Raw genomic sequence first — 22923 nt, 5'->3', positions numbered from 1 at the left:
GAAGCACTGACTGTCCACCTGCCTACACTCTTTGAATTTATAAAGGCTGCCATGTGGCAGGCGAGTGCCTGTGCACGATCATGAAGATGGCTAGCGAACGATCCTGACATGGTTTGGCAGCGGTCAAACCATAGTCCCAGCCTATGCTAACATAGGATAATTGCGACTTTTCTGATTGGTCCACCCGTTTATGAAAGCGGCTGGAAACAAGGCGTCGAAGCGCGCCTGAACAACACCTATGGGGAGGGTTGAACAATGATCAGTCTGAAATCGCTCGCGATCAGCACCGCCAAAATTTGCACCGTATCACTTCTGGCGCTGGCAACTGCCACCCAAGCTGCCGATGCATTCGCACAAGACGCAGGCGCTCCGCAGTCCGCCGACGAAACAGCCGCCAGCAGTGATTCAGCCATCGTCGTCACCGCGCGCCGCCGGGTGGAAACCCTGCTGGAAGTGCCGGTTTCGGTATCGGTCGCCACCGCAGAACAGCTGGCCCGCGATCAGATTTACACGCTTACCGATCTGCAGCGCATCACCCCTGCGCTGGAAGTGAGCCAGACTTCGGGCGGCGAAAACAACGGCGGCGCGCGTCTGCGCGGCCTTGGCACAGCGGTGTTCAACTCTTCGGTGACGCCTTCTGTCGCCTTCGTGGTCGATGATGTGCCGCAGGGCAACCTTGCCTTCCCGCAACTGTTCGACATGGGTCAGGTCGAAGTGCTGCGCGGCCCGCAGGGCACGTTGTTTGGCCAGTCAGCTTCAGCTGGTGTGGTCAATGTCCGCTCGGTCGCGCCCAGCCTTGATGGCTACAGCGCGCAGTTTGGCGTCGATTTTGCCGACAAGGGCACGGGCGGCGCAGAATATGGCCTGCTGGTGCTGCGCGGCGCGATCAACGCCCCGCTGTCTGACAAGATCGCGGTGCGCATCGCCAGCCAGCTGCGCGAGGAAAAGGGTCTGCAGCGCAATGTCCGGCTCGGCAACGATTCAAACATCCGCGATATCGGCTTGCGTGGGCGCATTCTGGCCAAGCCGACCGAGACGCTGACGGTGAACCTGACGGCTGAATACAACAACAACCGCACGCGCGGCACGAACTTCTTCGTCCTCGCCATCGCGCCCACCGGACAGGCCAACAGCACGGCGTCGAACAATGCCTTCACCAATCCGGCCGGAAACTGCGGCATGGTGATCAGCGCGCGGGCAGAACAATATTGTTCCGAGCTGGAGCCTGCGCAGAGCAGCGAAGTGTTGAGTCTGTCGGGCATGCTCGATCTCGAGCTGGGCGATGTCACGCTCACCTCGATCACCTCCTATCGCAAGCTGGACCGCGAAGTCGTCCGGCAGGACTTCACCCGGCTGGCGGGCGCGGCATCGGCCCGCAGCGAAAATCTGCTGCAGAACGTCAACCAGTTCACGCAGGAAGTGCGCGCCAATTACAGCGGCAATGGCTTCGATGTGATCGGCGGCGTGTTCTATGCCAAATACAACTACGATCAGCTGCCGCTCGGCGGCACTTTCGGCGCGCGCACACCCGCTGATCGCGTCGGCTTCAGCATCTGCAATGCAGGCGGCACATTCTGCATCCCCGGCGCTGGCACCCCCACTTTCACCCGCGAAGATACGCAGAGCACCACATATGCCGCCTTCGCCGATGTGACAGTCAATCTGTCTGATCAGATCGATCTGTTCGGCGGGCTGCGCTATACCGATTTTGATACCTCGCTCGGCATCGGCCTGAACCGCGTTACCACCACCAACCGGTCATCGATCAAGGATGATAACCTGTCGGGCCGGATCGGCTTGCGCTATCAGCCCAACCGCGATCTGAATATCTATGCGTCCTATGCCCGCGGCTACAAGACGCCCGCGCTGGTGGTGAATGCCGATCCCAGCGTGGCGACGGTGAACCTCAAGCCGGAACTGGCCGATGCGTTCGAAGTGGGCGTCAAATACGCGGTCACCCCGGACATCCAGCTGGAAGCCAACGCCTATTACAACAAGACCAAGAATTTCCAGAGCCAGACGCAGCAGCTGATCAACACCCAGCTGGTGTCGGTGGCCAACAACATTCCCTCGGTCACCTCGCGCGGGATCGAGCTGAGCGCGTTCGGACGAGTCAGCGAAAACCTGACCTTCAACGCTGGCTACCAGTTCAATGTTGTCAAATATCCGGCAGGCTTCCTGTCAGATGATGGGGCCAACATCGGCGGCGAGCAGCTGGTCTTTGCGCCGCGCCACAAGGCCTCGCTCTCTGGCGAATATTCGCGCGGCGTCTTTGGCGATGTGCAGGCCTTCCTCAACGCCAACGTCGTTTACAAGAGCGCGACCTTGCTCGCTGCGCGCGTTGACCCGCGCTATCGCTTCCCGGCCCATGCCACTATCGGCGGGGCCATCGGTATCCGCGATGAAGAGAACGCATGGCGCGCCTCGATCTTCGTGCGCAACCTGACCAAGCAGCGCGAACCGACCGCCTACCTTGCCAACTCGTTCGCAGGCTCGATCGATGGCGGCATCCGCGCATGGCCGGTTGGCGGCCTCACCGCGCGCGTGGTGGGCCTATCATTCGATGCAAGCTTCTGAACCCGCCTTGGGGCAGCATCGTGCTGCCCCACACCACGACGTTTGAGTTTTACCGCACCAACACGCAGCCGGAGTGAGCATGGCAACGCTGATACGCAACGTCCGGATTTTTGATGGCGAAGGCCTGCTCGAAGGCAAACATTCCGTAGTGATCGAAGGGGACCGCATCGCCTCGGTCGTGCCAGCCACTTCGCAGGTCGACGTCGCTGGTGCTAATGTGATCGAAGGCGCGGGCCGCACGTTGATGCCCGGCATGGTCGAAGCGCACGCCCACCTGACGTGGGGTTCCTCGGTCGAAAAAATCTACCACCAGTTCATTCTGCCGCCCGACGAGCTGAAGACCGCCGCATGGCGCAATGCGCGCGTCCTGCTCGATCACGGGTTCACCAGCGCCTATTCCGCAGGCGCGCTGGGCGATGGCATCGAAGTGGACCTCGCCCGCGCCATCGAAGCCGGAGAAACGCCGGGACCGCGCCTGATCCCCTCCACGCTGGAACGCAGCCCCGAAGGCGCTGAAGGCGTTGAAACGGGCGATGTGTTCAACGGACGCGGGCCCGACGCGATCCGCAATTTCGTCAACTATTGCAAGGATCAAGGCATCGGCTCGATCAAGCTGGTCGTCTCGGGCGAGGATGCGCTGAAGCCGGGCACGGCCAAGGAAGTGCTCTACACCGACGAAGAAATGGAAGCCGCGGGGCAGGCCGCGCGCGAGGCGGGGTTATGGATTACCACGCACGCCTATTATCCCAAGGCCATTGATCTGGCGCTGAAGGCCGGTGCGCGGATCATCTATCACGCATCCTATGCTGATGAGGCCGCCGCCGATGCGATGATCGCGGCCAAGGACGCCACGTTCTATGCCCCCTCGCCCGGCGTCTCCATCGCCGCGCTCGAAGCCACGCCGCCCCCGCACATCGACATGAGCCACATGAAGGCCAGCGCGGCTGAGCGGATGGAGCTTGAAGCAAAGCTTGTTCCGGCACTCAAGGCGCGCGGCATGCGCATCCTGATTGGCGGGGATTACGGCTTTCCCTTCAATCCGATAGGCCGCAATGCGCGCGATCTGCAGATCTTTGTCGATCACTTCAGCTTTACCCCGGCTGAGGCGCTGACGGCCGCAACCGCACTGGGCGGCGAACTGATGGGGCTTGATGTCGGGCGCGTGAAAGAGGGCTGGCTGGCCGATCTGCTGCTGGTCGATGGCGATCCGACGCAGGACGTGAGCATTCTTCAGGACAAGGCGCGCATTGCCATGATCATGAAGGGCGGCGCGCTGCACAAGGCACCTGCCGCATGATCGACGTTGCCATCATCGGTTGCGGCCCGGTTGGTGCCATGGCGGCCAACCTGCTGGGAAGGCTCGGCCTTTCGGTCGTGGTGCTGGAAAAGGAAGCCGATCACTACCCCCTCCCCCGCGCCGTCCACCTTGATCACGAAATGATGCGTCTGTTCCAGAGCGCGGGCGTGATCGACCGCGTGGCGCCCGACATGATCGCTACCGACGGGCATTTGCACGTCGGCGCTGACCATGGCGTGATCCGCTATATGGGCACCGTGGGCAAGCCCAAACCGTTCGGGTGGGGCAACGATTACTTTTTCTACCAGCCCGAATTCGAAACACACCTGCGCGCCGCCTTTGCCGAAAATGGTGCCATAAAGCTGCTGAATGGAGCCGAATTTTCCAAACTGGAACAGTATGATAGCCATGTTCGCGTGCGCTATTTCCTGAACGACACCAAGATGCACCTAGAACGCACAGAACAGCACCTGGATGCGCGCTGGGTGATCGCAGCCGACGGTTCACGCAGCCCGGTGCGCAAGGCGCTGGGCGTGACGCTGGACGATCTGGATTTCGAGGAGCCATGGCTCGTCGTCGATGCCGAAGTAGAAGGCCCGGTCACCTTCCCGCCGATCACCGGCGTGCCCGAAGGCGCGGATTTGCAGCGCCTGTCGGTGATGATGTGCGATCCCGCGCGGCCCGCCACGGTGGTACCCGGCAGGCGCAATCACCGGCGTTGGGAATTCATGCTGCTTCCCGGTGAGGACGATGCCGAGATGATGCGCGCGGAGAATGTCGCGGCACTGGTCGGCGCGTGGATGAAGGACATTCCGCACACAATCGTGCGCGCGGCGACTTATCGCTTTCATGGGCTGGTGGCCGAGCAGTGGCAGGTGGGCCGGGTATTTCTCGCAGGCGATGCCGCGCACCAGACTCCGCCGTTCTTTGGCCAAGGCATGTGTCATGGCCTGCGCGATGTGGCGAATCTGGCGTGGAAAATGGCGGCGATCGTAAAAGGCGGCGCGGATGAGGCGATCCTCGATACCTATCAGCCCGAACGCGATCCCCACGTGCGCGGAGTGATCGGCGCGGCGGTGTCGGCGGGGCGCTATATCTGCGAGCTTGATCCGGCCAAGGCCGCAGCGCGCGATTCCGCGATCCGCGCCCAGTCTGCGCAGAAGGCGGGCGAGACGGCGGCGGACCTGATCCCGGCGATTGCCACAGGTTTCATCCTGTCGGGCTCCCCCGCTGCCGGAACCCGCTTTATCCAGCCCGCACTGGACGATGGGCGCAAGCTCGACGACCTGACCGGCCAAGGCTGGCGGCTGTTCGTGCGTAGTGCAGGATCAGATGGCGGTATCGTGGCTGAAGACCTGCCCGATGGCGGAGCAGTGGCGGCATGGCTTGATGCCCATGGCGCGCAGGCCGTGCTGGTGCGGCCCGATCATTATGTTTTCGGAACCGGAAGGGCGGCAGACCTGTTGGCTGCGCGCGACCGGATGCTGGGGCTGCGGCAGGAATTGGCGGCATGAGCCTCTCCTTGAACGCAGCGCAGACGATCATCGCTGCCGCACAGGCCGAAGCCCGCACCCGCCATGCAAAGCCGCTGGCCGTGATCGTGCTGGATGCTGGTGGACATCCGGTAAGCTTTGCCCGTGAAGATGGCGCGACGATATTTCGCCATGATATCGCCCGGGCCAAGGCACTGGGCGCCATCGGCATGGGTGATGACACGCGCGTGATCGCCGAGCGCGCCAAGGGCAATCCGGCGTTCTTCCAGAGCGTTACAGCTGTGGTCGGTGGCAATATCGCGTTCTCCCCCGGCGGCGTGCTGATCCGTGATGGGGGCGCGGTAATCGGTGCCGTGGGCGTGAGCGGCGATACCGGCGATTGCGATGAAGAATGCGCTCTTGTCGGCATTCGCGCCGCCGGGTTCAATCTGGAGACAGCGAAGTGAAATTGCGCAGCATCGAACTGGCCCTGCCCGATCCGGCAGGTGCGGCGGCGTGGATGGTGGATGTGTGGGGCCTGTTCCCGGCAGAGGTACGTGGTCACACCCACTATCTGCGCGGCACCGGCACCATGCCCTATCTGGTGGCGTTCGAGCAGTCTGACGAAGAATTCGTACGGTCCACCACCTTCACTTGCAGCGATACGGAACTTGGCGCGATCCGGCGCAAGGTGGCGGAGCACGGCTGGCCAGCCTGCGCGGTAGCATCGGACGATCCCGGTGATGGCGCTGGGCTGCTGGTGGAACTGCCCGAAGGCACGATCCTGCGCTTTCTGGCAGCAGCGTCCGAAGTTGCGCCGTGCGAAGGCTTTACCAAGGCCAGCAAGCGCGTGGCCCCGGTCAAGCTGACGCATGTGGTGTTCAATTCTGCCGACGCCGAACTGCTGGGCCATGCGGTGGAAGATGTGTTGAACTTCCGCGTCTCGGACCGCACCAAGGGCATGGTCTTCGTGCGCTGCAACGACAGCCATCATTCCACTGCCTTTGCCCGCGCAGGCTTTGCCAGCCTGAATCACGTGGCGTTCGAGATGGACGATCTGGACGCGGTGATGCGCGGCATTGGCTGGATGCGCGACAATGGCTTTGCGCCCGCATGGGGGCCGGGACGGCATGGACCGGGCGACAATGTCTATGCGTATTACATCGCGCCGTTCGGCCCGGTGATCGAGTATTCGACCGCCGTAGAGAAAGTGCCCGCCCATTACCGCACTGGCGAGCCGGACGACTGGACGTGGCCCGAACAGCGGATTGACCAGTGGGGCGTTTCGGACAAGGATTTCGCCGGGCTTCGCGTGGCGGAAGAACGCTTTCGCTGCCGCCGGGACTGGCAGTCCCAAGACCTTGCACTTTGATCGACGGACCTTTGTTGCCAGTTCTGCTGCAGCAGTCCTGATCAGGGCGAGTGGCAGCGCGGCTGCAAGACCATCAACGGATTTGGGGAAAGACAGGACAATGGCCCAATACATCAGCTTTCGCCGCCCCGACGGCACCGCCAGCTTTGGTCGCGTCGATGGCGATAGCGTGCTCGATCTGGGCGCGCCGGGTGCCGACGCCTGGCTGCGCGACGTACTGGACGCAGACCTTGCCACGCTGACGGCAACCGGCACCTTTGCCCGCGCCGATGTGCGCCTGCAGCCGGTTGTACCCAATCCCGGCAAGATCCTGTGCGTGGGCCTTAACTATGCCACGCACGTGGCCGAAACCGGGCGCGAGCAGAAGGAATATCCCGCCATCTTCACCCGCTGGGCCGATAGCCTGATCGCCCACGGCGACCCGCTGGTCCGCCCGCGCGAGACGACGCGCTTCGATTATGAAGGCGAGCTGGCCGTTGTCATCGGCAAGGGCGGCCGCCGCATCCCGCGCGCCAAGGCGCATGAACACATCGCCGGTTATTCAGTGTTCAACGATGGATCGGTGCGCGATTGGCAGCGCCACAACATCCAGTTCACCCCGGGTAAGACCTTCCCCGGCACAGGCGCGTTCGGCCCGGCGCTGATCACCCCCGATGCTGTGCCAGACCTTGGCAACCAGCGCGTGCAGACGCGGCTGAACGGCCAACTGGTGCAGGATCAGCCGATCTCGGACATGATCTGGGACGTGGCCTTCGTGATCGAATACTGCTCCACCTTCGCGCCGCTTTCTCCGGGCGACGTGATCGTGACCGGCACCCCCGGTGGTGTGGGCGACAAGCGCAATCCGCCGCTTTACATGAAAGCCGGAGACACCTGCGAGGTATCCATCGGCACAATCGGCACGCTGTCAAACCCCGTGGTTGACGAAGGCTGAGTGGCGCGACACACGTGCAAGCCATGGACTTTACCACTATTCTCAAACGCGAACGGCTCGTCAGCACAGCGATCAATGTGGTGCTGAGCGCTGCGTTCTTTCTGCTGGTATTTGGCAGTCGCAACCGCGTGTTGAGGTTTGCTGCGCCCGATGCCTTTGCGCTCGACTTCCTTGCACAAGGTGCCGCCATTTCTATCATGGCCGCACTCGTGCCATCGCTGCTGGTGCGAAAGACCTTGCGCAAGGGCGGAGCGCAGAACTTGCCGACGACCGAAGCGATCATCGGACAGGTCGCAAAGATGCTCTTGGCCGGGCTAATGGTCGCCGGTCTTCTGACAGCACTATGCTTACTGGGGCCCGTTTCGAGCCTGAACTGGACAACCGCGCTGGGCATCAAGCTGGCGTTTGGTGGGCTGCTGGGCTTTGCCGTAACGCATGTGGCGCTGCTGCGACTGTTTGCGCAGAGGTAAGGCTTTATGGGGCAAAACCGGCAAGACGCCATCGCTGCAATGGGGCTGGAACTTGGCCCGCAGGTGGTCGAAAACTGCCGCGCGCTTTATGCCGCAGACCATACCGCACTGGCTGCACAAGTGCCGCTGCTGGTCGCCGATTGCGACTATGGCCTGCATGAAAGGCAGCGACTGGACCTTTATCGCATCGCGCCTGCAGGCGATGTGCCGGTGGTGCTATTCGTCCACGGCGGGGGCTTTCGCGTGGGCGACAAGGCGGGCGGGGCCAACGTGGCGCGCGCGATGGCGCAGGCTGGTTTTCTGGGCGCTGCGATGAACTACCGGCTCTTGCCCGATGCGCGCTGGCCGCAAGGAGGCGAGGATGTGGTGGCGGCGGTCGAATGGCTGCGCGCCCACGCAGCGGCCCATGGCGGCAATCCCGCGCGCATCGTGCTGATCGGCACTTCGGCGGGAGCGGTGCACATCGCCACGGCACTGAGACTGCGGCCCAATTTGCCACTGGCGGGCGCGGTGCTGCTTTCAGGCCTTTATGGCCACACCCCACTGGATGCACGTGACGAGGCCTATTACGGGCCGGACGCTGACTATCCACAACGGATGCCGCGCGTGGCGGTGGCGCAAACCACGATTCCGCTGTTCGTGGCCTGCGCGCAATACGATCCGCCGCGCTTTCAGGCGGAGTTTCTGGGCCTGATGCACGACCGGTTGCATGAGCACGGCACGATGCCCGCAGGCATGATCGTGCCGGGCCACAACCACTATTCGCTGCCCATGCATATCGGCAGCGCCGACCGCCGACTGACCGATGCCATCGTGGGCTTTATCAGGAGCCTGTAAGCGCGTTGGCCCGCGCAATCGCACCAAGGACCGCAGCGCTTGGCTTTGGCGTGCGAACGAAGCTAACCGGATCGACACTGGCAAGGCCGAACTTTGGCTTATAACCGAAAATCCATTCGAAATTGTCGATCAGCGACCAGTGACAATAGCCCAGCACCGGGACGCCATCATCGATAGCCTGCTTCAACCCGGCCAGCGCTGCTGGAATGAAAGCGGCGCGCACACGATCATCTTCGGTGCCGACGCCATGTTCGGAAACGAGCACCGGGCGCCCGGTTGCAGCGTGGGCATAGCGGACTGCGCCTGCCAGCGACCCCGGCCAGATCTCAGTGCCCGACCAGTTCAGCGTGCTGCCCGGCGGCGGGGCAACGCGGCCCTTGGCATCCCAGATCGCGCGTTCATAATTCTGCACGCCGATGAAATCGTCTGCCTTGGCCAGTTCGAGCCATTCACCGTAAAGTTCACTGCGGATGCTGTCACGGATGGAATTGCGGCCAACTGCCTGATCATCAAGCATGGCCAGCGACACCCCGACGGGCAGCGCAGCGCGTTCAGCCTTGATGGCCTTGCGCGCGGCGGTGTGGGCAGCAAGCAGGCCCTGCTGCAGCGCGGGAAGGTCTTCGATCCCAGCCACATTGGCGCAGACAAATTTTTCCACACCAAGGCGGCGCGCGGCGGTTTCGTTGGTCAGCTTCTGAATGTCCCACACCTGAGGAGGCAGCATTGGTTTGAGAATGCGCAGGATATTGGGTTCATTCAGCGTGATCACCGAATGGATCACATCTCCAAGCGCCTTCGTAACGCGCGCGGCATAGCGGGAAAACAAGTCGGAGCTTTCAGGATTGGTCCAGCCCCCTTGCGCGCTGAACCAGCGCGGTGCGGTGAAGTGGCTGTAGGTAACGACCGGGGCCAGCCCGCGCGCGCGGCAGCCTTCGATCACGCGGCGGTAATGATCGATCATGGCGCTGCTGAACTGGCCCTTTTCCGGTTCGATCCGCGCCCATTCAATGCCAAAGCGATAGCAATTGAGGCCGATATTCTTGGCCAGATCGAGATCGCGCTCCCACAGCAGAAAGCTGTTTGCTGCATCGCCGGAAGGTTCGGCAAAGATCGTGGGCTGCTGGTTTTCAATAAACCACAAGTCCGATGCCGTATTGTTGCCTTCGGTCTGGTGCGGAGCGGTGGCTGCGCCCCACAGGAAACCTGAAGGAAAGGCCGGGCTGGCAGGAGCGCGGCCCGAAGAGCGGTGCTGCTTTGCGGCGGCATTGGCGGCGGGGGAGAGCGAAATGGCACTGGCCATTGCGCCGGACATCAGCGTGCGACGGTCAATCAACTTTGCTCTCCCCAAAGGCTTTGCTTCGGGTCTGGCTACAGCTTTGGATGCTTTAACGAAAATAGTGATTTCTGTGGCTTCCATAGTCCAGCGCTATGTCTGGGCCAAAATCTCCAGCAGCGCGCGGGCCATGACCGGCAGTTTGCGATCGGCCAGATAGCGCACGCCAATGCTGCGATCGAACGCGGCTTCTGCAATGGTAATCGACCGCAACGTGCCCATGGTCAGCTCTGTTCTGGCAACGGTGCGCGGCAGCACGGTGATGCGGTCGCTTTCGCGCACGATGGCCTGTGTCGTCAGCAGCGAATCGCAGCGGATCACATTCTGCGGCACCGGCACCCCGGCATTGAGGAACAAGGCATCCACCTGTCGCCGGAACGCGCCTTGCGCGGCTGGCAGGACCCAGGGCAAGGCCGAAAGATCACGCAGTGACACGATTTCAGGCAGGGCATCGTGGGCGCGGCCAACGATCAGCCCAAAAGGATCGCGTGCCATCGTCACCTCGACCAGATCGGGTGGGCATTCGACGATTTCGGTGGTCATCACGGCAAGATCAAGCGCGCCGGTGCGCAGCAGATCGGCCAGTTCGGCATCGGGCCGTTCCACCACGCTGAGCGCAAAGTGGCCGACTTTGCATTCAAGCTGCGCCACGGCCTTTGGCAACAGGCTGACCAGCGCGCCGGGGGTGCCACCAACCTTCAGCGGCCCGGCAATGGCGCGGGCGGCGTGATCCACCTCTATCGCGGCACTTTCCAGCAAGTTGACCATCGCCTCGGCCCGGTCCCGCAGCGCCTCGCCCTCACGCGTCAGGACAATGCCATTGCGCGAGCGAGTGAACAGCGTGACGCCAAGCCGTTGTTCCAGCAGCGCCACGGTGTTTGACACGGAAGGCTGTGATAAGTTCAGCGCGCGTGCCGCCGCACTGATCGACCCGGTTTCGCACACCCGCCAGAACACGGCAGCGGCGCGCGGATCGATGCGGTTGCGATAGGGGGGTGCGGTCATCCCCTGCGTGGTAGCCGATGGGCGGCCTGCTGCTCAAGCTGGATCACGGCGCAGGCACGGTCTCGATCACCACCGGCCCGGCAAGGCCCGATGGGCGCAACGATGCATCGGGGCGATAGGTCGGCACGGTGGTGAAGGTGATCTTCTGCGCACCCGGTTGCCCCTGGCTTTGCGCATCGCCAATCAAGCGGTTGACCCACAAGTTGGCCACGCGCACCTGCAGCGTGTTGCGCCCGCGCTTTGCCGCTGCGGAAATGTCGACGCGCCACGGCTTGTGCCAGGCGTGGCCAGCCAGCTTGCCGTTGACGGTGACCTCGGCAATCTCGCCCACCTGCCCCAGATTGAGCCACAGCGCCTCTCCCGGTTTTGCGGCCTTGGGCAGGGTGAAGGTGGTGGAGTAGGTGGCAATGCCGGAAAAATGCTTCACGCCCGCATCGGCATGCTGTTCCAGCGGGGCGAGCTTGGGCAAGGTGATAGAGGCAGGCGCGCCGCGGCCGGGCTGAAACGCCACGGTCCACGCGCTGTCCAGTGTGGCGAGCGTGACCGGCGCGGGGCTGGTCAGTGTCACTGCGGGCTTCACCGCCGGTTTGCGGAACACGACGAAGACCGCGTCTTCGGGCAGGAGCGACAACGGCACCACTGTGTGGCCGCTTTCGCTGCGGTAGGGCAGCGGCTCGGCCTTGCCGGTTTCGGCGCGCCATACCTCGGGCTGAAGGCCGGTGATGCGGAAGCGTGCTTCGCCTGTAACAGTGGCATTGCGGCGGTTGTTGAGAAACCAGACTTCGCCATCGGGACGCCTGCGGTGGACGAACATGACGTCGCCAGTTGCTGCTCCGGACATGGCGAAATCGGGCGCGATCCCGGCCTGTTGCAGGCCAGTGTCAATGGCCTGCGTGGCAACGACCCGGCCCTTTCCGGCATCTCCTGACCACAGCGCATCGGCCAGAGCGGCAAAGCGTGTGGCATCATCGGCCTTGCTGGGCGTGGCGCGGGGCTTTTCACCGATCAGCGTGGCACCGCCGCGCACCAGTGCGGCAAGCCGCTCCAGCGTGGGCAGCGTCATGGCTTGCGATGTGCCGCCAAGGTAAATCGCGCGATATCGTGCGCCGCCGGTGGAGACGACTTCAGCCCCTTCGTTGCGCAGCGCATCGGCCAACATCGCGGCGTTCACAAAGTCCCACGCATGGGACGTGGGCAGGTTGGCCGGAATCTTGTCCGCATAAAGTGCAGTGACCGGCGAATCCTCGCCGATGAACCACGCCACGTCGGCCACATTGCGCCCCTGCTGCAGCATCAGCGACGTGCGCGCGATGTAATCGACCCAGGGCTTGGCGAGTTCGGCCCAAGCCTCGTGCCGGTTGAAATACTGGCCGAAGATCGCGAGTGAGAGGCCGGGCTGCTTGTCATCCGCTGGCTGGTGAACCGAGGTGTGGATGACCGGGCGGTTGATGCCGCTGGCAAATTCCAGATCGATCACCTTCTTAAGGTTCGATGGCGCGAAATCCCACGGCGCGTTGACGGCGGTCATCGATTCTGCCGCCACGAATGGCTTGCCATAGACATGCGCAACAGAAGCCGCGCCGCGCATGTCGCCCAGCAGGGTGGTTCGCAGCTTGCTCTCGTCAGCATAGGTCCACAGCGCAGCCATCGGCACATCGGCATGGGCGCGCATGGCCAGATCATCGCCCAGCATCGGGCGCTTGTCCTCCAGCGCCTCGCCATAGACTTTCAGGCCCTGTTCGTGCGCGACTTGCGCAATTGTGCCGTAATGCTTGTCGGCAAGAAGCTCTGCCAGCGTGGTGCGGAAATCGAAGAGAAACCGTTCGGACTGCGCGGGCGATCCGATCACGGTTCCGGCCAGCACAGGCAACCAGGGCCGCAGCGCATAGCCGCGCCGCTTGGCAAATTCGGCCTCCATTGCGCCCGTCCAGTTGGCGTTGCCGGCCTCAATGGAGTCCGTCAGCAGCGCCTGCACTCCGCGCTTGCCGATCAGGTCCGGCCCCACCGCATCGCGGTACATACCAAGGTAGGTTTCGATGTAGCGGCGCACAGCGGCGGCATCGTACTTGTCCACCTCAAGCCCGGTGGCTTCGGGCGGAGCGGGGTGGTTGGTCTTGCCGGTGAGCGACCAGCCAAAGCGCAGGATGCGCCAGTTGCTGCCTTTGGGCGCGGTCCAATCGAGCGTGCCATCGGGGCGGACGCGATCGGTCAGGTCGATCACGCGGGCAGGTTCCGCAGCGATGGCGCTGGAGTCCGTGCTGGCAATGGCGTGGTAATCCAGAACGGTTTCATAACCCGCCTTTTCCTCCGCCCGGTCCACCCGCGCATCGGTAAAGAGCTGAAAATCGGCCAAAGTGACTGACGTCAACGGGCCGGTATCGAAGAAGTTGATGGCAACCGCGCCGGGCGCGGCATTGAGCATATCGAGATTGCCCTTGTCGCCACTATCGGCAAGGGCCAGTCGGAATTCGCTGCCCGTTGTGGCCGGAAAGCTGCGGGTGGTGGGCACGCTGCCCAGCGGAATGTCGGCAACCTTGCGCCAGCCTGCGCCTTCGCGCACTTCCAGCGCGGCCTTGATCGGCACGCCCCGGAACGGCAGCTTGATCCCCGGCAGGAACAGGCGGAGCGATCGCACCGTCACCGCACGCGGGAAGCGCACCAGCACTGCGCCAGACAGGCTGGAATCGAGCGTCACCTTCACCACGCTCTGCAGAAAGGCATCGTTGAGGGTGGCGGCATGGAGCGCGGTTCCATCGGCCAGCGTATAGGCCGCAAGCGGCAATGCCGGTTCGGCCACTGGCACGGCGATCACGGCCACTTCGCCTGATGCACTGGGCTGCACGCCCGCCACGGCGGAATGGCCGGGCATGTTTTCCACCAGCGGCGCTGTCTGGAATGGGCCGGTCACCTGCGGCAGGGCTGGCAAGGCACCTTGCAACCGCTTACCACCGGCCACTGTCATTTCCGACCACACCAGCTTTTTCATGCCATCTTGCGGCTTAACCCAAGGCCCGCCGGTTTCCGACCAGCCGGGCGATGCCGCGATGGCCAGTTCCAGCCCCAGCCGGTCTGCTTCACTGGCGGCAAAGCGGAAGGCGTCCTTCCATTCGGGCGTCATGTAGACCAGCCGCTTGTCCACCACTTGCGGGGTATCAAGATTGGCGTCGAAGTTCTGCAGGCCACCAATGCCCACCCGCTTCATCCATGCAAGGTCCTTGGCGATGCCATCCTTGCTGATATTGCCGTTCATCCAGTGCCACCACACACGCGGGCGCGCTTCGGATGGCGGATCGCGGAATTGCTGTTCGAGCGCGTCGGCCGCGACCGCGGTTTGCGACGCAGGCGCGGTCTGGGCCAAGGTGGCCGGAGTGAGCAACGTGGTGGTCGCAAGGATAGTGGCGGCGGTGAGGCCTTGGCGGATGGTCATGCTGCTCTCTCCGGTGTTCTTTTGATTGTCAGGCGATCAAACGATGCCCGCGCCCAGCCCCACGGCCTTGCGCTCTTGCGCCTTGCGGCTGCGGTACTGGCTGAGGCGATAGGCCTCCAGCACATCAATCGCCCCGCCCACTTCCATGCGCGCCTTGGCGAGGATCGGGGCGACATCCATGTTATAGGCGCGGCGCAGGGCCTGAAACGCCATCATCGTGTCATTGGCTTCCTGCGCTGCGTGGAGCGCTATGCGGTCAACCAATTGCGCCTTGGCGAAGCATTGGGTGATCGTCTCGGCGCTGGACAGCATCGATTCGATCGGGTCGGTCACATTGTGCGACTGGTCGATCATGTAGCTGGGATTGAAGCCCTCTTTCGGGTTCAGTTCGGCTTCCACCAGCTCGTTGAACACCAGAAACAGCTGGTGCGGGTTGATTGATCCGCTGTCGAGATCATCGTCGCCATACTTGCTGTCGTTAAAGTGGAACCCGCCAAGCTTCCCGAAGCGATGCAGGCGCGCCACGATCTGTTCGATGTTCACATTGGGCGCATGGTGGCCCAGATCGATAAGGCATTTGGCCTTGGGGCCAAGCTCCTGCGCGGCGAGGATCGAAGAGCCCCAGTCACTGATCACGGTCGAATAAAACGCCGGTTCGAACATCTTGTGTTCCAGCAGCATGCGCCAATCATCGGGCAGCGCGGCGTAGATTTTGCTCGCGGCCTCCAGATAGCGATCAAGGCTGCGGCCCAGATCCTGCTGACCGGGGAAATTGGTGCCATCGCCCACCCATACGGTGAGGTCGGTCGAGCCAAGCTGCACGCCAATCTCGATGCATTCGATGTTGTGATCGACAGCCTGTTGGCGCGTGGCCGCATCCTGCGCGGCAAGCGAGCCGTTGGCGTAAGTGTGCGCTTGACCCGGCTGATCCTGAAACGTGTTCGAATTGACCGCATCGAAGCCAAGGCCAAGGCTGGCAGCCTCTTCACGCAAGCCCTTATAGTCGCTGACCTTGTCCCACGGGAAGTGCGGCGAAACGCGCGGGGTTACGCGGCCAAGCTGCTGAATGACCGCGCAATCCTCCAGCTTTTCGTGAATGTTGGTCGGCTCGCCCGGAATGGGAAACTTGGCAAAGCGCGTGCCGCCACGTCCCGCACCCCATGAAGGCACGGCAACCGAAAAGCCCGCAACCCGGTCCTTGATCGCATCGATATCGATGCCAGTGCGCGAAAGCTTGCGGCCCAGAGCCGCGTAATCGTCCTCCAGCGCTTCGGCGTGGGCTGCATTGCGTGTCGCAATCAGGTCTGCGGAAATCGGAAGGGTCACTTGCTGTCCTTTCGCGTAAGGAAGCCCTGCATGCGCAGCCACGCGGTGAACTCGTCAATCATCAGCGTGGTGGTGGTGCCGGGCAGGCCAAGGCCAAAGCCGTGGTTGCCGGTCTGGTAGCCGTGGATTTCCACCGGGCGCTTGGCTTCGAGATAGCTCTGCGCAATCGCGAAGCCCTTGTTCGGAAACAGCGCATCGTCCAGCGCGATGGCATTGAACAAAGGCGGCGCATTGGCGGGAATGGGCTCAGGGTCCTGCGGCCCGTAAATGTAACCAAGGAAGGCCGGGCGGACCGGCGTATCAGCATCAAGCCCGACACGGCGCGCGGTCATGGCTCCTGCCGAAAAGCCGATCATGCCGATGCGTGCAGGATCGATGCCGTACTTCGCAGCATTGGCATGGACCCATGCGATAGCAGCCTTGCCATCTGCTGGTGCGGCCGATTTGCCAAGCAAGTCACCGCTCATTGGCCGGCCAACTTCTTTCATCAAGGCCTCGCCGATGTACTTGCCCGCCTCGGCTTCGTCCTTCGGGGTGGGGTTCAGGCGGTATTTGAGGACGAACGCGGCAATGCCCCGATCAGCCAGCGCGCGGGCAACCGACCAGCCTTCGTGATCCATCGCCAGAATCATGAACGCGCCGCCCGGTGCCACAACCACCGCCGCCCCCGTCGCCTTCGCAGGATCAGGCAGAACGGGCGTGATGGTGGGGCGCGTGACATTGCGGGCCGCCAGATCGCGGCCCATGAACTTGACCCACTGTTCCGAAGCGGACGTGCCGGGGGTTTTGTCACCATAAAGCGGGATCGCATCGGGTTCTGCCGGAGCGGCAACAGGCACGGACGGTGGCGGACCATTCTGCGCCGTGGCCGGTGCTGCCACCATAAGCGCGAGGGCGGATGCCAGAAATCTTCTTTTCATTATCTTATCCTCTCCCGAATGCTCAGCGCGTAAAAGCCTGCGCATTGCCTGCATCGACGTTGATCATGTTGCCGGTGGACTTTGCGCTCATGTCCGATCCAAGGAAATAGACCGCTTCGGCGATGTCTTCGGGCAGGACATCGCGCTTCAGCATGGAACGCTGACGGTAGTGCTCTTCCAGTTCCTTGCCGCTGTCGATGCCGTGGGCGCCTGCGCGTTCCTTGCGCCAGTCGCCGTCCCAGATCTTGCTACCCTTGATCACCGCATCGGGGTTGACCACGTTCACGCGGATGCCATGGGGCGCGCCTTCCAGCGCCAGACAGCGGGCAAGGTGGTTGGCCGCAGCCTTGGCGCTGGCATAGGCGCTGGCGTTGGTCGCCGCCGCCACGCCGTTCTTCGAACCGATGAATACGACCGAGGCCCCGCCCTGCTCCTTCATCCGCTTCATCAGCGGCCATGCGGCGCGCGCGGTGAGGAAGTAGCCTTGCGCCAGCACATCGTAATTGCGGTTCCACAGTTCCAGCGTGGTCTCCTCAATCGGCGCGGACGAGGCGATGCCGGCATTGGCGACGAGGATATCCAGCCCACCAAACTCGCGGGCCGCAATATCGATGGCAGTCTGCACTTGTGCTTCGTCGGTCACGTCGCACACGGCGGTGCGCACCACGTCCTTACCGAACTGCTGGGCGAACCCGGCGCGCACATCTTCCAGTGCATCGGCGGCGCGATCAGCCAGCACCACACAGGCGCCTTCGCGCAGCAGGCGGGCGGCAGAGGCTGCGCCGATGCCCCCTGCACCGCCCGTGACCAGCGCGATTTTGCCGACCAGCGGCTTGGGCGCGGGCATACGTTGCAGCTTGGCTTCTTCGAGCAACCAGTATTCGATGTCGAAAGCTTCCTGTTCGTCGAGCGCGATATATTCACCGATGGCCTGCGCCCCGCGCATCACGTTTATGGCGTTGCCATAGAACTCTCCGGCAAGGCGTGCGGTGGTCTTGTCGGTGGCGAAGGTGATGCGGCCCACGCCGGGCACCAGCACGACGACCGGATTGGCATCGCGCATCGCGGGGCTGTTCGCCCGCTTGCAGCGTTCGTAATAGGCCGCATACATCGCGCGGTAATCGGCAATCTGCTGCGCGAGGTAGGCGTCATCCTGCAACCGTGCAGGATCGAGTGTCAGCGGCGCGATCTTGGTGCGCAGGAAGTGATCGGGGCACGATGTGCCAAGCGCTGCCAGGCGTTCAAAATCGGCAGACCCTGTAAACTCGAGCGCCTCGGCATCGTCCGAAAAGTGACCGAGCTTCTGGCGCGCCCCGGTCATAAATCCGCGCAGACGGGGCATCAGATCGGCGGCTATGGCTGCACGGTCGGGATGGGGCGCAACCTTTTGCCCGCCGAATGCCGGTTTGCCCGCCAGCTTGCTGTTCAGATAGCTTGCAGCATCAGCGATCAACTGCACGGTGTGCTCGTAACAGGCCTTAGCGCTGTCTGCCCAGCAGATGATGCCATGGCCCGCCAGCATCACGCCTGCGACGCCCGGATTGGCCTTCACGTAATCGCGCAGCATGACGCCTAGCGTGTAACCGGGACGCTTCCATGGCAGCCAGCCGATCTTGCCGCCCCAGATTTCCTGCGTTGCTGCCTCGCCGCCGGAAGACGCCGCCAGCGCGATGATCGCATCGGGATGGACATGATCGACATGGGCGAAAGGCAGCAGCGAATGCAGCGGCGTGTCGATGCTGGCCGCGCGGCCATTCAGGTTGAACGTGCAGTGCGGCAGGAAGCCCACCATTTTGTCGTCATCATCCGGCCCCGCATAGTGCCCCTCCAACTCCAGCAACTTGGCCTGATAGAGCGTGGCAAAGCCATCAAGCTTCATCGACCCAATGTCGCCGCCCGAACCCTTGACCCACAGGACTTCGACTGCCTTGCCCGTCAGCGGATCGATCTCCTGCAGCTTGGCCGAGGTATTGCCGCCGCCGAAATTGGTGACGGTAAGGTCACTGCCGAGGAGGTTCGAGCGATAGAGCAGCAGCTGCGCCGGGCTGAGCGTGGCGGCAACCGATTCGTCCCACCGACTTGCTGGCACGGCAAAGGGAAGAGCGGCGGAAATCGGGGTGTGGGCGTTCATGGCATCCCTGCGAGTTGGCATATCGGCATTGTGCCGTTCGCGAGGGTTGCTAACATTTGCGCTGGAAATGATCAAGAATGATTGTTATTGATCATTTGTAATCACAAAACAGGGAGAGCGCGCTTGGCCTCAGGCGCAACCAAAACCGGCGCAACAATCGTCATTGATCTGGGCAAGACGTTGAGCAAGGTCAGCCTGTGGGATGCAGGCGGGCTGATGCTGGACCGGCAGGTGCGCGCCAATGTATCATTGGAAGTGGGCGGGCTGCGGCGGCTTGATGCGCCTGCCATCGGGCCGTGGCTGATCGAAACGCTGAAACGCTATGCCGGGATGCCGGTGGCGCGGATCGTACCGGTGGGACACGGCGCGGGCATTTGCGCGCTGGTGGACGGCGCACTGGCTTTTCCTCCGATCGATTACGAACAGGCCGTGCCCGATGCGGTCATTGCGGCCTACCGCGCGCAGCGTGATCCCTTTGCGCTGACAGGATCGCCTGCCCTGCCCGATGGTTTGAACATCGGCAGCCAGTTGTTCTGGCTCGACCGGCTTTACCCAGAGACCATGGCGCGCGCCACGCTCTTGCCCTGGGCGCAATACTGGGCGTGGTTCCTGACCGGCAACGCAGTGAGCGAGGTGACCAGCCTTGGCTGCCATTCGGACCTGTGGTGCCCGCAAGACGCTGATTTCTCGCCGATGGCCAAGCGCCGGGGTTGGGCCAGCCGCTTTGCCCCGCTGGCCTGTGCGAGCGATGTGGTGGGTACGTTGCGGCCCGAGATCGCGGCGGCGACCGGCCTTTCGCCCGATGTGGAAGTCCTGGCGGGCCTGCACGATTCCAATGCCGCCCTACTGGCCGCGCGCGGTTTTTCCGAGATTGCGCAGAACGAGGCCACCGTGCTTTCCACCGGCACATGGTTTATCGGTATGCGTCTGCCCGCATCGCCGGTGAACACGGCAAGCTTGCCCGAAGCGCGTGATTGCCTGGTCAATGTCGATGTTCACGGGCGCGCCGTGCCATCGGCCCGCTTCATGGGCGGGCGCGAGATCGAGACACTGATCGAAATCGATACGCGCCGCGTGGACATAAAGCCCGATCAACCGGCATTGCTGGCCGCCGTGCCCGAAGTGCTGCGCCAAGGCCGCCTGATCCTGCCCTCGCTGATGCGCGGCTTCGGACCAAATCCACAGGGCCGCTTTGGCTGGATCAACCGGCCCGAGGACTGGTTTGAATGCCGCGCCGCTGCTTGCCTTTATGCCGCACTGGTGGCTGACACCGCGCTTGATCTGATCGGTGCGAAGGAGCGGTTGCTGGTCGAAGGGCGCTTTGCCGAGGCGGAAGTCTTCGTCCGCGCACTCGCCGCCCTGCGACCGGATATGGCCATCTACACCGCGAACGCGCACAATGATGTGTCGTTTGGCGCGCTGCGCCTGACCGACCCGACGCTGACGCCAAAGGGCCAGCTTGTCCGCGTCGAACCGCTCGAAGGCGACCTTGCAGGCTACCGCACGCGCTGGCAGGCCGAAGTCACCGCCTCTGCCGAAAGCCCCCCTGCATGATCGCCGCCTCGATCCCCGATTTCCGCGAACTCGCCCGCCGTCGCCTGCCGCATTTCCTGTTCGAATATATCGACGGCGGATCATACAGCGAAACGACACTGAAGCGGAACGTCGAGGATTTGCGGGACATTGCCTTGCGCCAGCGCGTGCTGCGTGATGTGTCGGCGCTGGACCTTTCGACCGAACTCTTCGGCCAGAAGCTGCGCCTGCCGGTGGCGCTTGCACCCATCGGCCTTGCAGGCATGAACGCGCGGCGCGGCGAATGTCAGGCGGTGCGTGCAGCAGAAACGGCTGGCGTGCCGTTCACCCTTTCGACCGTATCGGCCTGTTCGCTTTCCGAAGTGGCCAACGCTGCATCCAAGCCGTTCTGGTTCCAGCTTTACATGACCCGCGACCGCGGGTTCGTGCGCGAGTTGTTGCAGGAGGCGGTGGAGCTGAAATGCTCGACACTGGTTTTCACTGTCGACATGCCTATCCCCGGCAGCCGCTATCGCGATTACCATTCGGGCCTTGCCGGGGCATCCGGCATGAAAGGCGCAATCCGCCGTGCGCTGCAAGGCGCGATGAGACCCCACTGGGCGTGGGACGTGGGGCTGATGGGCCGCCCGCATGCGCTGGGCAACGTGGTGCGCAAACTGGACGGCAAGACCGGGATCGAGGACTTCTTCGCTTGGATGCGCGAAAATTTCGACAGCTCGATCGCGTGGAAGGACCTCGATTTCATCCGCTCGGAATGGAAAGGCCCGCTGGTGATCAAGGGCTTGCTCGATGCGCAGGATGCGGTGGAAGCCGCCAACCTTGGTGCGGACGGGATCGTCGTTTCCAACCACGGCGGCCGCCAGCTCGATGGCGTGCCATCCACCGCCCGTGCGCTGCCTGCCATTGCCGATGCCGTGGGCGACCGGCTGACCGTGCTGGCCGATGGCGGTGTGCGCTCCGGCCTTGATGTGGTGCGCCTGCTGGCGCTGGGCGCAAAGGGCGTGCTGCTGGGCCGCGCATGGGTTTTTGCGCTTGCTGCGAACGGACAGCAGGGCGTTGAACACATGCTGCGCCTGATCGAGGCCGAAATGCGCGTCGCCATGACGCTGACCGGTGTGAAAAGCATTGCCGAGATCGACCGTTCGATCCTCGTGAACCGATAAGCCTCGTAAACCGATAAGAACGACAAGGGACAGGATCGATGGGCGCAAACCCGCTGCTGGGCGTATTGTTTCACTGGATCGGGGGCTTTTCCTCGGCCAGCTTCTATGTGCCGTACAAGCGCATCAAGCTGTGGTCATGGGAAGTGTTCTGGCTGGCGGGAGGCCTGTTTTCTTGGGCCATCGCCCCGTGGTTCTTTGCCTCGATCCAGACCAACGATCTGCTCGGTGTTCTTGCCGCCACCCCGCGCGAAACGCTGCTGTGGTGCTGGTTCTGGGGCGCGATGTGGGGCTTTGGCGGGCTAACCTTCGGGCTAACCATGCGCTACCTTGGCCTGTCGCTGGGCATGGCGGTGGCGCTGGGCCTGACGACCGTGATAGGCACGATGGGACCGCCGATTTTTGAAGGCACGCTGGGCCAGATCGCGGCAACCACCAGCGGTAAGCTCACGTTGCTGGGCATTCTGATCACGCTGGTCGGCATCATCGTCGTTGCCCGCGCAGGTAATGCCAAGGAGGCTGATCTTGGCGGCGCAGCATCCGAAGGCGTGGCCGAGTTCAATTTGCGCAAGGGCTTGGCTATCGCCACGTTCTCGGGCGTGATGTCGGGCTGCTTTGCCTGGGGGCTGGCAGCGGGGCAGCCGATCCGCGATCTGACGCTGGCTGCAGGAACCGATCCACTAAGCCAGGGCTTGCCGGTGCTTTGCGTGGTGCTGGCGGGCGGGCTCACCACCAATGCGCTGTGGTGCGCCTACCTCATTACGAAGAACCGCAGCTTCGGCCAGTTCTTCGGTTCCGCACCCGCCGATTCCGCCCCCGGCGAACGCCCCAATCTGCTCGCCAACTGGCTGCTGGCGGCGCTGGGCGGCACGCTGTGGTACGGCCAGTTCTTCTTTTACACGATGGGCGAAAGCCAGATGGGCGCTTATGGCTTCTCATCATGGACGCTGCACATGGCCTCGATAATCCTGTTCTCCACGCTCTGGGGCTTTGCGCTGAAGGAATGGGCCGGTTCCTCTGCCCGCACGCGCCGTTTGGTGTGGAGCGGCATCGGCCTGCTGGTGGGAGCCACCGTGGTGATCGGCCTTGGCAACATGCTGCAGGCCGGCGCATAAGCGGCCACAAGGAG

At 63.1% G+C, this 22923-nt stretch carries 17 protein-coding genes; 11 read left to right on the top strand and 6 right to left on the bottom strand.

The window, feature by feature from the left end; translation table 11 throughout:
* Nucleotides 1-255: 255 nt before the first annotated feature.
* From AC2A1F_RS11585 to AC2A1F_RS11550, 8 genes are all read left to right on the top strand, one after another.
* Entirely contained in the window at nt 256-2577 is a 2322-nt protein-coding gene (locus AC2A1F_RS11585; protein WP_484208901.1) for a TonB-dependent receptor, read from the top strand.
* 79 nt (nt 2578-2656) lie between these two features.
* The gene (locus AC2A1F_RS11580; RefSeq protein WP_484208900.1) at nt 2657-3874 is read left to right on the top strand and encodes an amidohydrolase family protein; all 1218 of its coding nucleotides are present in this window, start codon (nt 2657-2659) and stop codon (nt 3872-3874) included.
* On the top strand, nt 3871-5388 hold the full coding sequence (locus AC2A1F_RS11575) for a bifunctional 3-(3-hydroxy-phenyl)propionate/3-hydroxycinnamic acid hydroxylase (protein ID WP_484208899.1): 1518 nt from the start codon (nt 3871-3873) through the stop codon (nt 5386-5388). Before AC2A1F_RS11580 ends, AC2A1F_RS11575 begins: the two co-directional genes overlap by 4 nt.
* Complete coding sequence (locus tag AC2A1F_RS11570; RefSeq protein ID WP_484208898.1) at nt 5385-5813, top strand: GlcG/HbpS family heme-binding protein; 429 nt, start codon at nt 5385-5387, stop codon at nt 5811-5813. Before AC2A1F_RS11575 ends, AC2A1F_RS11570 begins: the two co-directional genes overlap by 4 nt.
* Complete coding sequence (locus AC2A1F_RS11565) at nt 5810-6718, top strand: VOC family protein (RefSeq protein ID WP_484208897.1); 909 nt, start codon at nt 5810-5812, stop codon at nt 6716-6718. Before AC2A1F_RS11570 ends, AC2A1F_RS11565 begins: the two co-directional genes overlap by 4 nt.
* Before the next feature lie 100 nt (nt 6719-6818).
* A complete protein-coding gene (locus AC2A1F_RS11560) occupies nt 6819-7652 on the top strand; it encodes a fumarylacetoacetate hydrolase family protein (protein ID WP_484208896.1) in 834 nt (277 codons plus the stop codon).
* A gap of 23 nt (nt 7653-7675) precedes the next feature.
* Nucleotides 7676-8122, top strand: a complete 447-nt coding sequence (locus tag AC2A1F_RS11555) for a hypothetical protein (protein WP_484208895.1) — start codon at nt 7676-7678, stop codon at nt 8120-8122.
* A gap of 6 nt (nt 8123-8128) precedes the next feature.
* Nucleotides 8129-8959: an alpha/beta hydrolase gene (locus AC2A1F_RS11550; protein WP_484208894.1), complete on the top strand. Its 831-nt coding sequence runs from the start codon at nt 8129-8131 to the stop codon at nt 8957-8959.
* On the opposite strand, the gene AC2A1F_RS11545 is transcribed toward AC2A1F_RS11550, so the two are convergent.
* The 6 genes from AC2A1F_RS11545 to AC2A1F_RS11520 form a co-directional block, all read right to left on the bottom strand.
* Entirely contained in the window at nt 8946-10292 is a 1347-nt protein-coding gene (locus tag AC2A1F_RS11545; RefSeq protein ID WP_484208893.1) for a family 1 glycosylhydrolase, read from the bottom strand. The genes AC2A1F_RS11550 and AC2A1F_RS11545 overlap by 14 nt on opposite strands.
* 93 nt (nt 10293-10385) lie before the next feature.
* Complete coding sequence (locus tag AC2A1F_RS11540) at nt 10386-11297, bottom strand: LysR family transcriptional regulator (protein ID WP_484208892.1); 912 nt, start codon at nt 11295-11297, stop codon at nt 10386-10388.
* A gap of 43 nt (nt 11298-11340) precedes the next feature.
* Complete coding sequence (locus AC2A1F_RS11535; protein WP_484208891.1) at nt 11341-14724, bottom strand: glycosyl hydrolase; 3384 nt, start codon at nt 14722-14724, stop codon at nt 11341-11343.
* Between the two features lie 36 nt (nt 14725-14760).
* Nucleotides 14761-16050, bottom strand: coding sequence for an L-rhamnose catabolism isomerase (gene rhaI, locus AC2A1F_RS11530; protein WP_484208890.1), 1290 nt, complete (start codon nt 16048-16050; stop codon nt 14761-14763).
* Nucleotides 16047-16970, bottom strand: coding sequence for an alpha/beta hydrolase (locus tag AC2A1F_RS11525; protein ID WP_484208889.1), 924 nt, complete (start codon nt 16968-16970; stop codon nt 16047-16049). Before AC2A1F_RS11525 ends, rhaI begins: the two co-directional genes overlap by 4 nt.
* A gap of 22 nt (nt 16971-16992) precedes the next feature.
* Nucleotides 16993-19101, bottom strand: coding sequence for a bifunctional rhamnulose-1-phosphate aldolase/short-chain dehydrogenase (locus AC2A1F_RS11520; RefSeq protein ID WP_484208888.1), 2109 nt, complete (start codon nt 19099-19101; stop codon nt 16993-16995).
* A 123-nt stretch (nt 19102-19224) separates the two neighbouring features.
* Between AC2A1F_RS11520 and AC2A1F_RS11515 the strand changes: the two genes are divergently transcribed.
* Genes AC2A1F_RS11515 through rhaT form a run of 3 tightly spaced genes read left to right on the top strand, consistent with a single transcriptional unit; the run spans nt 19225 to nt 22909 of the window.
* A complete protein-coding gene (locus AC2A1F_RS11515; RefSeq protein ID WP_484208887.1) occupies nt 19225-20655 on the top strand; it encodes an FGGY-family carbohydrate kinase in 1431 nt (476 codons plus the stop codon).
* The gene (gene lldD, locus AC2A1F_RS11510) at nt 20652-21797 is read left to right on the top strand and encodes an FMN-dependent L-lactate dehydrogenase LldD (protein ID WP_484208886.1); all 1146 of its coding nucleotides are present in this window, start codon (nt 20652-20654) and stop codon (nt 21795-21797) included. The genes AC2A1F_RS11515 and lldD overlap by 4 nt, the downstream gene beginning before the upstream one ends.
* A gap of 38 nt (nt 21798-21835) precedes the next feature.
* Nucleotides 21836-22909 (top strand): L-rhamnose/proton symporter RhaT, encoded by a 1074-nt coding sequence (rhaT, locus tag AC2A1F_RS11505; RefSeq protein WP_484208885.1) that lies wholly within the window; start codon nt 21836-21838, stop codon nt 22907-22909.
* Nucleotides 22910-22923: the final 14 nt, after the last annotated feature.

Source organism: Novosphingobium sp. HNCC26BN242 (assembly GCF_057180525.1).
This window is presented reverse-complemented; position numbering and strand designations above follow the sequence as displayed.

Bases quoted from the DNA above. Each gene is read 5' to 3' on its own strand.
- AC2A1F_RS11585 (WP_484208901.1), top strand. From the start codon at position 256: ATGATCAGTCTGAAATCGCTCGCGATCAGCACCGCCAAAATTTGCACC.
- AC2A1F_RS11580 (WP_484208900.1), top strand. From the start codon at position 2,657: ATGGCAACGCTGATACGCAACGTCCGGATTTTTGATGGCGAAGGCCTG.
- AC2A1F_RS11575 (WP_484208899.1), top strand. From the start codon at position 3,871: ATGATCGACGTTGCCATCATCGGTTGCGGCCCGGTTGGTGCCATGGCG.
- AC2A1F_RS11570 (WP_484208898.1), top strand. From the start codon at position 5,385: ATGAGCCTCTCCTTGAACGCAGCGCAGACGATCATCGCTGCCGCACAG.
- AC2A1F_RS11560 (WP_484208896.1), top strand. From the start codon at position 6,819: ATGGCCCAATACATCAGCTTTCGCCGCCCCGACGGCACCGCCAGCTTT.
- AC2A1F_RS11555 (WP_484208895.1), top strand. From the start codon at position 7,676: ATGGACTTTACCACTATTCTCAAACGCGAACGGCTCGTCAGCACAGCG.
- AC2A1F_RS11550 (WP_484208894.1), top strand. From the start codon at position 8,129: ATGGGGCAAAACCGGCAAGACGCCATCGCTGCAATGGGGCTGGAACTT.
- AC2A1F_RS11540 (WP_484208892.1), bottom strand. From the start codon at position 11,297: ATGACCGCACCCCCCTATCGCAACCGCATCGATCCGCGCGCCGCTGCC.
- AC2A1F_RS11535 (WP_484208891.1), bottom strand. From the start codon at position 14,724: ATGACCATCCGCCAAGGCCTCACCGCCGCCACTATCCTTGCGACCACC.
- AC2A1F_RS11525 (WP_484208889.1), bottom strand. From the start codon at position 16,970: ATGAAAAGAAGATTTCTGGCATCCGCCCTCGCGCTTATGGTGGCAGCA.
- AC2A1F_RS11520 (WP_484208888.1), bottom strand. From the start codon at position 19,101: ATGAACGCCCACACCCCGATTTCCGCCGCTCTTCCCTTTGCCGTGCCA.
- lldD (WP_484208886.1), top strand. From the start codon at position 20,652: ATGATCGCCGCCTCGATCCCCGATTTCCGCGAACTCGCCCGCCGTCGC.
- rhaT (WP_484208885.1), top strand. From the start codon at position 21,836: ATGGGCGCAAACCCGCTGCTGGGCGTATTGTTTCACTGGATCGGGGGC.